Origin of the sequence: Myroides sp. DW712, assembly GCF_046557355.1 — a bacterium.
GTDB lineage: Bacteria > Bacteroidota > Bacteroidia > Flavobacteriales > Flavobacteriaceae > Flavobacterium.
The window spans coordinates 55,640-68,837 of the sequence record NZ_JBKFDO010000009.1; the positions used below are offsets into that span (position 1 = coordinate 55,640).

13 protein-coding genes are annotated in these 13,198 nt (G+C 36.8%); 3 read left to right on the top strand and 10 right to left on the bottom strand.

Going from position 1 to position 13,198, the window contains the following annotated elements; all coding sequences use genetic code 11:
• Positions 1-6: 6 nt before the first annotated feature.
• From ACLJX0_RS08965 to bioB, 4 genes are all read right to left on the bottom strand, one after another.
• Positions 7-1,137 (bottom strand): sensor histidine kinase, encoded by a 1,131-nt coding sequence (locus ACLJX0_RS08965; protein ID WP_410879861.1) that lies wholly within the window; start codon positions 1,135-1,137, stop codon positions 7-9.
• A gap of 172 nt (positions 1,138-1,309) precedes the next feature.
• A complete protein-coding gene (locus ACLJX0_RS08970) occupies positions 1,310-1,957 on the bottom strand; it encodes an RDD family protein (protein ID WP_410879862.1) in 648 nt (215 codons plus the stop codon).
• 64 nt (positions 1,958-2,021) lie between these two features.
• Positions 2,022-2,468, bottom strand: coding sequence for a hypothetical protein (locus ACLJX0_RS08975; protein WP_410879863.1), 447 nt, complete (start codon positions 2,466-2,468; stop codon positions 2,022-2,024).
• Positions 2,469-3,083: 615 nt separating this feature from the next.
• Positions 3,084-4,067 carry a biotin synthase BioB gene (gene bioB / locus ACLJX0_RS08980; RefSeq protein ID WP_410879864.1) on the bottom strand — a complete coding sequence of 328 codons (984 nt, stop codon included), beginning with the start codon at positions 4,065-4,067 and terminating at the stop codon, positions 3,084-3,086.
• A gap of 541 nt (positions 4,068-4,608) precedes the next feature.
• Between bioB and ACLJX0_RS08985 the strand changes: the two genes are divergently transcribed.
• Positions 4,609-5,181 carry a Crp/Fnr family transcriptional regulator gene (locus ACLJX0_RS08985; RefSeq protein WP_410879865.1) on the top strand — a complete coding sequence of 191 codons (573 nt, stop codon included), beginning with the start codon at positions 4,609-4,611 and terminating at the stop codon, positions 5,179-5,181.
• Positions 5,182-5,253: 72 nt separating this feature from the next.
• On the opposite strand, the gene ACLJX0_RS08990 is transcribed toward ACLJX0_RS08985, so the two are convergent.
• The 6 genes from ACLJX0_RS08990 to ACLJX0_RS09015 form a co-directional block, all read right to left on the bottom strand.
• Positions 5,254-6,732, bottom strand: coding sequence for a catalase (locus tag ACLJX0_RS08990; RefSeq protein WP_410879866.1), 1,479 nt, complete (start codon positions 6,730-6,732; stop codon positions 5,254-5,256).
• Positions 6,733-6,875: 143 nt separating this feature from the next.
• Positions 6,876-7,301, bottom strand: coding sequence for a DUF1801 domain-containing protein (locus ACLJX0_RS08995; RefSeq protein ID WP_410879867.1), 426 nt, complete (start codon positions 7,299-7,301; stop codon positions 6,876-6,878).
• Between the two features lie 89 nt (positions 7,302-7,390).
• Positions 7,391-8,890: a malate:quinone oxidoreductase gene (locus ACLJX0_RS09000; RefSeq protein ID WP_410879868.1), complete on the bottom strand. Its 1,500-nt coding sequence runs from the start codon at positions 8,888-8,890 to the stop codon at positions 7,391-7,393.
• Positions 8,891-8,977: 87 nt separating this feature from the next.
• Complete coding sequence (ruvX, locus tag ACLJX0_RS09005; RefSeq protein WP_410879869.1) at positions 8,978-9,394, bottom strand: Holliday junction resolvase RuvX; 417 nt, start codon at positions 9,392-9,394, stop codon at positions 8,978-8,980.
• Between the two features lies 1 nt (position 9,395).
• On the bottom strand, positions 9,396-10,568 hold the full coding sequence (locus ACLJX0_RS09010) for an AIR synthase related protein (protein WP_410879870.1): 1,173 nt from the start codon (positions 10,566-10,568) through the stop codon (positions 9,396-9,398).
• A 149-nt stretch (positions 10,569-10,717) separates the two neighbouring features.
• Positions 10,718-11,842 carry a cysteine desulfurase family protein gene (locus tag ACLJX0_RS09015; protein ID WP_410879871.1) on the bottom strand — a complete coding sequence of 375 codons (1,125 nt, stop codon included), beginning with the start codon at positions 11,840-11,842 and terminating at the stop codon, positions 10,718-10,720.
• 201 nt (positions 11,843-12,043) lie between these two features.
• On the opposite strand from ACLJX0_RS09015, the gene ACLJX0_RS09020 reads away from it, so the two are divergent.
• Positions 12,044-12,580, top strand: a complete 537-nt coding sequence (locus ACLJX0_RS09020) for a Crp/Fnr family transcriptional regulator (protein WP_410879872.1) — start codon at positions 12,044-12,046, stop codon at positions 12,578-12,580.
• Position 12,581: 1 nt separating this feature from the next.
• Positions 12,582-13,181, top strand: coding sequence for a DinB family protein (locus tag ACLJX0_RS09025; RefSeq protein WP_410879874.1), 600 nt, complete (start codon positions 12,582-12,584; stop codon positions 13,179-13,181).
• Positions 13,182-13,198 lie beyond the last annotated feature (17 nt).

Sequence of the window (13,198 nt, forward strand, 5' to 3'; positions counted from 1 at the left end):
CAAATTTTAATTCGTATAATTTCTATCCCTGTTGGTTAACAAGGGTAATTTGACCAAGAACTCATCTGCCGTATTGTTAATTTCTACATCCAACTGGCTCAACAAACGATACCGGTCAATAATATTAGCTAATCCGACTTTAGACGAGGGCAATTCAACAACCAATTTCTGTAAATTATTGCGTACGACTACATATTGATTGATTACTTCAATTTGAATAATCAAAGGATGTTCTTTAGAGGCCGTATTGTGTTTTACAGCGTTCTCTACCAAAAGTTGTAAGGCAATTGGCGCCACAGCCTGTGTACGTTGAACCTGTTCAGGGATGGCAATAATTAATTCTACCTTGCGTCCCATTCGCTCTCTAATCAAGTAAAAATACGATTCTACAAAGCTGATTTCCTCTTTCAGGCTAATGGTATTTTTTCGCACATTTGACAACATATAGCGATAAACTAAGGCCAAATGATCAATAAACTTAACCGCTACTTGCTGATTTTCTAGCACCAACTCCGATAGCGTACTAAAATTATTAAACAGAAAATGCGGATCCAACTGCATCTTCAATGTTTCTAATTCTGCCTGACTGGCAATGCGTTCTAATTGTTCCGCTTTTAGTTTTAATTCTGCCGCATCCATCATTGAATTTTTCCAGTTCTTTATTAAAAAATACCCAGTGTGGATTACGCTAATAAAAATTCCAGTATTAATACTAATCAACAAGGACTGCCAGATATCTATTTTAGCCTCTAAATCCAAGATTTCTCCAGGTTCAAAAGGAATCCAAACCAAATAAGCGATATGGAGAATACAGTACACCAAAAAGATAAAGAGAATCAACAACAACAGCTGTACAATTACTCGCCACGTGGCATAATTAGTCCAAGGCAATACTTTATTCAAGGCATGGCTTAATCGCAAACTAATTTCACTAATCAGCGTACAATAAACTAAAATCAGAATTCCCGATTGCCATAGGCTATCCATATCTGTGGTGGTATACCACTCTGGATCATAAGGATTTAATAAGAAATGAGAAAATAGATATAGAACAAAAACGGCTGGAATTACCACTAGCCGATAATGTTTGGTAAACATTGAGTGCTCTACCTTATCTTTTTCTATACTTCGCTCCATATTTCTTGTCAAAAGTAAGTAACTATTCACTGAATCGTTAAGATTAATGACCCAACAGGAATAATTATACCTTGAATCGTACAAATGTACTACTGTATCTTGACTCTATTTAGCTGGGTACACAAAGACTAAAAAAAGCCAGCGAAGTTTGCCAGCTCTTTTTAATTATTTTCTAGAAATTGTATCTTTTTCTTCCCACTTCCTTTACAACAATGGTTTTTGCCACACTATCGTGTAACGTTTGTTTTTTATTGTTCCCGAAATAAAAGAAATAACCGAAACAAAACAAGAAGCTCGAAATAATCGACATAAAAAATCGACCGGTTGCCTGTCCGAAATCAATTGCATTTCCTTCTACGCTCAAACACCGGATATTCATAGTCCGCTGTCCTAAAGTTGCTTGTGCCTCACTAGAATGCAAAAGAGCATAATACAGCCAAGGTCCAACAACTGGTATAATACTAGCAAACAAACAAATCAAACGGTCCAATAGCAAGCTGACGAGTCGTTCACCAAAACCAGCATACTCAAAATACACTTCTCCTTGCGGCGTAAATAAAGTAACGCGATTTTTATCTGCGTGATAGACAACATTTCCAATGCGCTCTTCATAGGTTTGATTGTACACTTCTCCTGTTACATGTAGGGGGTTATATTGGAAGATATCTTGTAAATCTTCAATATACCTTGCTTCTGTCCAATTTTCTAATCCTTCATACCAGATTAACGTTTGAGCATTAATCCCAATTTCGACTAATTCCTCTTTGGTATATGGTCCTTGTTTTTGACTGTTTTTAACAATAAAGTAAATTGCATGCATAGCCTAAGTTCTTTATGTAAACATACGAAAGCATTTCAAATTCACCATATACTTTTTGAACTATTTACCTGTCAAAAGAAACAAGCTCAATTTCCTTTAAATCTTCGTGATTGAGCACCTCTACAATTAATTCATTGTTTTTTAATTCTTTAATTTTAAATTGAAAATTACCTCCCAAATTTGTACTCGACAGGCGAATAATATCACCTTCTAGCACCCAAGAACCTTTATCTTCACCCAAGCTATACTTATCTACAGCTGTGAATGTATTGCCATTTAGTGCAATGTGTACCGATGAAAGTTGATAAGCCAAGCGCTTCGCTCCTTTACACGATTCATCAAAAACAAAATGAGCCGCAATCCAATTTTTCTCTAAGTTATTCTCTTTCACCACTTTCATCGATTTTACTTCGATGTCATTTCCGCCATCTTCTGCACTACAACTTACTACTAACGATCCAAGACTAGCTGCAACTACCACAGCCATTATCCATTTTAAAACTTTTTTCATAACATAGTCTATTAAGGGGTTAAACAACAGTTACTTTTAATTTTTTGTTTTAAACTATTTTTTATACATCGTATCTAATTTAATAAAAAAAGTTTTAAAAAAACGTTTTTTTATTAATATTTACAGTTAAACACAAATATTAACCTAATTAAGAATACATATACAACAATAACAGTTAAAACAATAAATTAAAATTTTAAAAAGACGTCTTTCTTACTCATTAACTATTCACAAAAGTATCGGATAAATGCAGGGGTGAAAATGACAAATATCATCAGTATTTACAATACTTTGCCGATATTTAGAGTAGCTCATTCAGCAAAAAATACAGAAGTCTTAGAATCAAATATTTAAGTTAAGGAAATACAATAAAAATCCAAATATTACCATTTTATTAACATAGTGTATCCATAAAGGTTCTTTTCGTTTATTTTTTAAGTCGGACTACCTATTTCTTAACTCAACGGTAATCTTACTTTTATTCTTTTAAATCAATCTAAATAAAACTTCGAATCTTTCACTAAAAACACACAAATTGAGAATAAAATAAAAAAGTCCCTTTTTTACAAAAAACAGGGACTTTTTTTCACATTTTTAATCTTATACTTTTTTCTACTACTTTTTTTGGGTAGAAATCATAGGTTTAATCCCTAATTTTTGAAACATTTGTTGGTCCTGACTTAAAGATGGATTGGGCGTAACGAGTAAAGTCTCTTCTTCTCCAGCAAAAATCGAATTAGCTCCTGCTAAAAAGCACCAACCTTGTTCTGCCTCATCCATTTCTAAACGACCTGCGCTTAATCGCACCATTGTTTTGGGCATTACAATACGCGCGGTAGCAATCATGCGCACCATCTCCCAACTATCCGTCTTAGGCAAGTCTTCTAAGGGAGTGCCCTTGACACGCGCTAAAGCATTGATGGGTACCGATTCAGGGTGTTTTTCCATGTTAGCTAAGGTCAACAACATAGCAATGCGATCTTCTTTGGTTTCTCCTAATCCGATAATTCCCCCTGAACAAACTGTAATCCCCGCCTTACGCACGGAGTTAATGGTATTCAATCGCTGGTCGAAAGTACGGGTAGAGATAATATCTTTATAGTGACTTTCAGATGTGTCAATATTGTGATTATAGGCATACAATCCCGCCTCCTGTAAGCGTTTTGCCTGTTGATCCGTCAACATACCCAACGTACAACACACCTCCATATCAAGCGCATTTACTCCTTTTACCATATCAATCACCTTGTCAAAATCTCGATTATCGCGCACCTCTCGCCAGGCAGCAGCCATACAAAAACGAGAAGATCCATTGGCTTTCACTTTCTTGGCGTGTGCTAACACAGTTTCTAATGGCAATAAACGCTGTACTTTGATATCGGTATGATAACGTGCCGCCTGTCCACAATAGGAACAATCTTCAGGACAACCACCCGTTTTAATAGAGAGTAAGGTACTCACCTGAACTTCGTTTGGATTGTGATACTGTCTGTGTATGGTTGCTGCTAGATAAACCAACTCCATAATAGGTAAATCATAAATCGCTTGTATTTCTTCAGAAGTCCAATCCTGTCGAATTACTGCTTTTTTTTCTTTCATTTCCTTGCTTTACTTTATTCGTTATGCAGCAAAAATAGGATGGTTCTACATGGAACAGGGGATCCGGTTTTAAAAAAGGAAAGGGACCGGCTTTTGGGGTTTGCCATTCGGCTTTTGATTTTTGAGGTTCGTGGGCTTTGTTGAATGTAGCCATCGAAATTCAATTTCTACCTGTTTAAGACACTGTACCAAATGAAACAAAAAAAAGGAAGCCTGTTTCCTGAGACTTCCTTTCTTTAATCTAACCACACTTTATATTTTTCAAATTATCATTTGAAAAACCAACACAAGCTATATACTTTCGTATATTTCAACACAATATTTTTATACGCGATAAAAAACAGAAGATTCTTTTACACTTACACACACTTCTTCTGTTTTCTATTCTGGTATAGATTGACTAGCTTATTTGCATTCCATATGTTTAAATCTATCTTAACACAACACATCGCTAAGATTAAATTCTTTACATTTGAACAGCACAAAAATCACTATTAATTTGAATCTATTATAGGACATTTGTCCTTCTAATGATAAATATATGTTAAGAATAAATCTTGATTTTTTATCCTATATCGAATCGATTGCCCATAAAGACATTATAGCGGATAAAATACAACTCATTTCATACAGTCCAAAAGATACGATTCTCACTCAAGGGGAGCAAATCACCAAAATCATTGTCATTCGCGAAGGAATAACGAAGTGTTATATCACAGAAGAAAACGGAAAAGAGTACATTCCCGAATTTTTAAGTCGAGGGGAAATCATGGGTGAAATAGAATATCTAGGTAAGATGCCGTGTTTGTGTTCAGTAGAAGCGCTTTCTCAAGTAGAGGCTTATGTTATTCCCTTATCGATATTTGACCATTTATTAAAAACGGATATCACGTTCAATAATGTTTTACTTTCTGTTGAAGCGCTACGGGTTTATCACACTAGTGAGCGGGCTTCTTTTCAGCAGCTATACACCGTAGAACACGCCTTAGAAAAACTATTAGCCTTGCAGGAAAAAAATCAAGTGGCTATATCCAAAGAAGACATGGCTTCTTACTTAGGGATTACGACGCGTACATTAAATCGAGCCTTGAAAAAAATAGAAGGAGAAGAGTAACTCACTCCGTCAATTGCATAAAAAAAGCCTCCAAAATTCGAGGCTTTTTTATTGTGATTCACAAGGAAACTATTATTTCATAAACTGGCTCACATCTACCTGTAATCCTTTGGCAATTCGCATTCCCAATTCAGCATCGGCTCTAAACCAATGACACAATTGACGCATGATGATTTCCTCTCGTTTTGGTCCATCAATTCCCGACATCGCACCCACGATATTGTTTACTGTATTGGTTCTTGCTTCATCTGTCATGATGCGGTATAGATTTCCAGGTTGTGTAAAGTGATCATCCTCGCCTACTGCATTGCGATCATAGTGATCTGCTACCACCTGTTCTCCTAAATGAAGGGCTGGTTCTTTGTAACTTTGATCAACTACAATGGAGTCAAAACTATTTGGGTAATAGTTTGGTTCACTGCCACCATTACCATCGATACGCATTGCGCCATCACGTTGGTAATTATTCGTCGCAAATGGGCAACGATTAACTGGAATTTGCTCGTAATTAGCCCCTAAACGGTAGCGTTGTGCATCGGGGTAAGACAAAATACGTCCTTGCAACATACGGTCTGGTGAAAAGCCAATTCCATCAACAATATGTGTCGGTGCAAAAGCAGCTTGTTCTACGTCTTGGAAGTAGTTTTGTGGATTTTCATTCAATTCCAATACCCCTACATCAATCAACGGATAGTCTTTGTGTGGCCATACTTTCGTTACATCAAAAGGATTTACTTTTGCCACGCGACTCTCAGCTTCCGTCATCACCTGAATTTTTAAGTTCCATTTTGGGAAATCTCCTTTTTCAATGTGCTCGAACAAATCGCGTTGTGCATAATCCATATCTGTTGCACGCATTTGATCGGCTTCTGGTCCAGTTAAGTTCTTAATCCCTTGAGCGGTTTTGAAGTGGAATTTCACATACACGCGTTCATTGTCTTGATTAATCATCGAGAATGCATGACTTCCATATCCATTCATGTGTCGGTAGCCAAAAGGAGTACCACGATCCGACATCAAGATTAGCACTTGGTGTAAACTCTCAGGATTCAATGACCAGAAATCCCACATCATCGTAGCCGATTTCAAGTTGGTCTGTGGATGGCGTTTTTGGGTGTGAATGAAATCACTAAATTTCTTTGCATCCTTAATAAAAAATACTGGGGTATTATTCCCTACTAAATCCCAATTTCCATCTTCTGTATAAAAGCGAAGAGCAAATCCACGTGGATCACGTTCTGAGTCTGCAGAACCCTTCTCTCCTCCTACAGTAGAGAAACGCAAGAATACTTTGGTTTGTTTACCAACTTCGCTAAATAATTTTGCTTTGGTGTAAGGGGTGATATCATTCGTCACGGTAAACGTTCCGTATGCTCCAGAACCTTTGGCGTGTACCACGCGCTCTGGAATACGCTCTCGATTAAAATGAGCCATTTTTTCATGCAAAATATAATCTTGTAACAACACAGGTCCTCGTTCTCCTGCTGTCATTGAATTTTCATGTTCTACATAAGGTCTTCCCGAAGCGGTTGTCAATTTTTTGTTTTCCATAGTCTTGTGCTTTATTCTGTTAATTTGTATTTCAAATATACTAACAATCAATCCCTTACACGAGGGTTTATGATATCTATATGCAATACAAGAATAAATTAAATCTATTGAAAACAGAATTATAATAAAAAAAACTAATAGAATTACAAAATCGTATAGGTCTCCTTACTATAATCCATAGTCTGCTGAATGAGTTTTTCTAATACCTGTAAATCTAAATCGTGTAGTTTATTTACGTAAATACACGCTTTTCCCTTTTTGAATTTCCCTAGATTTGCAATCCACGCTTCGTGTTCGGCTAAGCCACTGTATACATAAAGCGAAAAGGCCGCTTTTCGAGGAGAAAAACCGATGATAGGGGCTTCACCAGAATGGCCTGAAGCATAGGTATAATGGTACATTCCAAAACCAATAATACTTGGTCCCCACATCTTAGCAGGATAACCAGTTACACGCTCCATAAAAGCAACTAGGGCGTGACTTTCTTGTTGTTTTGCTGGACTAGTTACAAAGGAAGCGATAAAATCAGCTACACTTTGTTCAGATGGAGTCGTTTTGTTTTTTGCCATTTTTTTTGGTGATGCGTGAAGGGTAATGCGTAGAAATGAAAAATGGGAGATGAAAGATGGTTTTTCCCATTTCTCATCTCCCATTTCCATTATATATTGTTAGGATAAATCTTCAATACTTTCGAACAATTCTCTCTAATCTCCGCCACCAGTTCTGGGTGCTCGTTTAATTTTAAGCCATAAGAAGGAATCATTTCTTTGAACTTTGTTTGCCATGCTTGCGATTTAAACTCTGTTGGGAAGCAATTCGCTAACAATTTCAACATAATTGCGGTAGCTGTAGAGGCTCCAGGAGAGGCGCCTAACAAAGCTGCGATAGAACCATCGGCAGCATTTACCACTTCTGTTCCGAATTGTAAAATTCCCTTTCCGTCTTTATCTCTTTTAATTACCTGTACGCGTTGACCAGCATGTTCTACTTTCCAATCTTCTTCTTGTGCATCTGGGAAGTATTCTCTTAGTGCTTCGTATCGTGATTTATCTGATTGTAACACTTGTCCAATTAGATATTTCGTCAAGTCTAAGTTGCGCATGCCTGCTCCTAACATCGGACCGATATTGTTTAACTCCAAAGACTTAAACAAATCTAAATTGGAGCCTCTTTTTAAGAACTTTGTTGAGAAACCAGCGTATGGACCGAATAATAGGGAATGCTTTCCATCAATAAAACGCGTATCCAAGTGAGGGACTGACATTGGGGGTGCTCCAACAGAAGCTTTTCCATATACTTTAGCCATGTGTTTTTGTACAATCTTCGGATTGTTACATACCAACCACTCTCCTCCTACTGGGAATCCTCCGTATCCTTTACTTTCAGGGATATCTGCTTTTTGTAACAACAAGATTGCTCCACCACCTGCTCCAACAAAAACAAATTTTGCTTTTACTTTACGATGTTCACCTGTTTTTTCATCTTTTGCAGAAACGCTCCATTTGTCGCCTTTTCGCTTGATGTCGGTCACCTGATTATTGAAGTGAACATTCACTCCATCTTCGGTGGTTAAATGATCAAAGATTTCTCTTGTCAACTCTCCGAAGTTTACATCCGTACCGATGGGCATATACGTTGCAGCATACACATCGTCTAGTTTTCTTTCTTCCATTAACAAAGGTGCCCAACTTTTGATTTGATTCACCTCTTTAGAGAACTCCATTCCCTGGAACAACGGGTATTTTTGAAGTTCCTTATATCTTTTTTCCAAGAAGCTTACATTGTCTTTCCCCCATACAAAACTCATATGTGGTACGGAATTAATAAACTTTCGAGGATCTTTTAATACATTCTTATTCACCAAGTATGACCAGAACTGCCTTGATATTTCAAATTGCTCTACAATATTAATCGCTTTTGTAGCATCAACAGAACCATCTGGTTTTTCTGGTGTATAGTTTAATTCACAAAATGCAGAGTGTCCTGTACCCGCATTATTCATTGCGTCTGAACTCTCAGCTGCAGCGCGATCTAAACGCTCTAAGATTTCAATTTTTAGGTTCGGATTTAGTTCTTTTAGCAAGATTCCAAGCGTAGCGCTCATGATTCCGGCTCCTACCAAAACAACATCAACCTCAGATTTTTGTATACTTGACATTATATCGAATATTTATTTATGTGCAAAATTAATTTTTATCTACAGGAAAAACAGTTTTTTCATGCTAAATTTTCAAGAGAGAACGAATTAAAACGCATTGCGTCCCATATAATCTTGTAAAATTATCGTGGCTGCGATTTCGTCAATCAAGGCTTTATTTTGTCTTTGTTTTTTCTTTAATCCACTATCTATCATGGTTTGAAAAGCCATTTTAGAGGTAAAGCGCTCATCAATGCGCTCTACGGGCATCGTGGGGAAAGTTTTGGTAAAGGTGTCGATAAATGCATTTAGAATAGGCGTAACCGATGACGGTTCATTATTCAAGCGTTTCGGTTCCCCTATAATCACTTTCTCCACTCTTTCTTGCTGAAAATACTCCTTCAAAAAAGATATCAATTCAGTAGTTGGTACTGTCGTTAATCCGGAAGCAATAATTTGCAGCTCATCAGTTACGGCGATACCCGTTCTTTTCTGACCAAAATCAATAGCTAGTAAACGTCCCATTTTAGTAGGTAAATGTCCCGTATGTGGATTGAATCGTTAATTTTTTCTCTTGCGAAGCTTCTACTCTACCCACAATTTGCGCTCTTACATTGAAAGATTCAGCAATTGCGATAATCTCTTCTGCAATCGCTGGATTTACGTATAATTCCATGCGATGTCCACAATTAAATACTTGATACATTTCTCTCCAATCAGTTTTGGATTGCTCTTGAATCAATTGGAACAAAGGAGGTACCTCAAATAAATTGTCTTTGATGATATGTAAAGCATCAACAAAGTGTAAAACTTTCGTTTGTGCTCCTCCACTACAGTGAATCATTCCGTGTACATCGTCTGCTTTATATTGATCTAAAATCGCTTTGATGATTGGCGCATAGGTTCTAGTTGGTGATAGTACCAGCTTACCAGCATCGATGGGTGCATTAGCCACAGCATCTGTTAATTGTACTTTTCCAGAGTATACCAATTCCTCTGGAACAGATGAATCATAACTCTCTGGATATTTTGCTGCTAAACTGTGATCAAACACATCATGACGGGCCGATGTTAGGCCATTACTTCCCATTCCACCGTTATAGCTTTTCTCATAGGTTGCTTGACCGAAAGACTCTAAGCCTACAATCACATCCCCTGCTTGAATGTTTGCATTGTCAATTACATCGCTGCGTTTCATTCGCGCTGTAACAGTAGAATCAACAATAATCGTGCGCACTAAATCTCCTACATCGGCTGTTTCTCCTCCTGTAGAGTGAATCGTTACACCAAATGATTTTAGTTCTTCTATTAATTCTTCTGTTCCGTTAATGATGGCAGAAATCACCTCACCTGGAACTAAATTTTTATTACGTCCAATCGTGCTTGACAACAAGATATTATCTGTTGCTCCTACACATAGTAGATCATCAATATTCATAATTAAGGCATCTTGAGCAATGCCTTTCCAAACAGAAATATCGCCTGTTTCTTTCCAATACATATACGCTAAGGATGATTTTGTTCCTGCTCCATCTGCATGCATAATCAAACAATAGTTCTCATCTCCTGTTAAGTGATCAGGGATAATTTTACAAAATGCTTTAGGAAACAATCCTTTATCTATGTTCTTTATAGCATTGTGAACATCTTCTTTCTCAGCAGAAACTCCGCGAAGCGCGTATCGATTAGTTGAACTCATAAATAGTGTGTTGTTTGTGCAAATTTAATGCGAATGTTATTGTAAAACAAAGCTTTTTACATTAACATTATTTTACCTCTTTTTTATTTACTTTTTGAATAATTGAGAAACAAAAAAATCTACTAATTTAAATTAGTAGATTTTTTTTCTTAAATTTCTTGAAGAAGCTCAATCAATCGATCAATCTCTTCTTTTGTATTTTCATGACTAAATGACAATCTTAGGCTCGGTTTCTTCAAATCTTCTTCGTTTAAGAATTGGGCTAATACGTGCGAAGGTTTTTGACTTCCGGATTGGCATGCACTTCCTCGAGATACTGCAATGCCCTTCATATCCAATTGGAACAACATCATCGCTGCTTTTTCTTGTGTCATTGGCAGCAGAATATTAAGGATGTTGTAAAACCCTTGTTCATTTCCGTTGAATTTCACATCGGGATAAACCTCTAACAAGCGTTGTTGACAGTAGGCCTTAATTGAAGCGATATACGCGCTTTCTTCTTCTAGCAATTCATACGCCATGTCTAAGGCTTTTGCCATTCCTACTACTTGGTGTACCCCTTCCGTTCCTGCACGCAACCCTTTTTCTTGCTCTCCTCCATAAATCACTGGTTTTACTACATTTTTCTTGCGGATAAACGCGAAACCAATCCCTTTAGGCCCGTGAAATTTATGTGCACTTGCTACAATAAAATCAATAGGCAATGTGCTTAAATCCAAGCGTTTTTTCCCAACTGATTGTACCGTATCACAGTGAAAAAGCGCTTGATGTGTTTCACACCAATTCGCCACTTTTTCTAAATCTAATTCTGTTCCCACCTCGTTGTTCACGTGCATTAAACTCACCAAGGTCTTTTTATCTTCTTGTAACAAGCGTTCTAATTGATCATAATCAATTTCACTCGTGGGTTTAATATCCAAGAATACCACTTCTGTACCATAGGTTTGGGCTAAGTATTTTACAGTATTTAAAACCGCATGGTGTTCTAACTTTGTGGTAATGATTCGCTTTACACCTAAATCGCGCACAGCAGCTTGTAGAATCCAGTTGTTTCCTTCGGTTCCACAAGAGGTAAAAATAATCTCGGAAGAAGTTACATTAAATTGCTTGGCAATGGTTTTTCTTGCTCCTTCAATTAACGCCTTTGCATGCCGTCCGATAGCGTATGTCGATGAGGGGTTACCAAAATCATTTCTCAATACGTTGACCATCTCTTCAATTACTTCTGGTCGTACAGAAGTCGTTGCGGCATTATCCAGATATATTTGTTTCATTACTCAATTAGTTATAGCAAGCGCGTTGCTTCCTTTTCATTCAGCAACTGCTTTTGTGTCATTTTTTTATTCGGAAAACAAAGGTAGTAAAAACAAAAAAGATAATACTAAAAAACCCCTCCATATTATTGTTCCCTCCAACATATCTTTTTACTTTTAGTTCTTTTAAACGTATCTTTTTCTGCTGTAAACCCTTTCTCTATGGACGTCATTTCTGCTTTATACAACAGCTTAGAACAAGCAAATCACTGGGACAAAACCATCACCTTAAAACGAATGGACTACCTAACGCTTGCGCATACTATCGATACCAATATTTACTATATTGAAACAGGTAGTGTCAAAATCTCTATCCTTCTACAGGATCAAGAACACATTATTCGATTTGGTTATGGACATAACTTTATTACCGCATTGGATAGCTTTATCACCAATAAACCGACTGAATTTCATATCCAAGCCTTAAAAAAAACGACAATTAAAGTCATTAAAAAAGAACATTACCTTCAATTTTTTCGCAGTAATGCAGCTCATCAACAGCTTTGGGACACCCTTTTGGAAGGTTTAATTTTACAACAATTGGAACGCGAAAAAGATTTACTTATTAAATCGCCAACGGAGCGCTATATGCGTGTTTTACAACGAAGTCCGCGCTTATTTCAAGAAATTCCAAACAAGTATATTGCGTCTTACTTAGGCATGTCGCCAGAAACCCTATCTCGATTAAAGAAATCTTGACTTGAATCAATTTTTATCTCAAAGATTAGCGCCAATTTTGTCAAAAAATAAAATGGAAACAACCAAACTACTCTCAAACTTACTGGAACTAACTCATCAAATGAAACAAGAAGCCATTGCCTTCCAAAAGCTTCCAGACTCTTTACTTTTCACTAGACCTCAGCCTAGTAGTTGGAGTATTATAGAATGTATCGAACACCTGAATCGATATGGTTATTTTTATATTCCTGAACTCACAATCAAAATAAGCACATCCAAATACACCACTCCATCTCCTATATTCAAAAGTGGATATCTAGGTAATTATTTTGCTAAAAGTATGCTACCTAAAACTAAGCTAAACAAGATGAAGACCTTTAAATCCATGAATCCGAGCCATAGTGTTTTAAATCGCGACGTTTTAGCTGTATTTATTCAACAACAAGATAGTCTTATCGCTCTTTTAGAGCAAGCTCAAACGGTTAATTTAAACCAAACCAAAACAGCCATTTCAATTAGTAAATGGATAAAATTAAGACTTGGAGATACCCTTAAAATTGTAGTTTTTCACAATTTAAGACATATGGTACAAGCGCAAAACATCATCCAATCTCAAGCCTAATAAAGAAAGCTAACGCT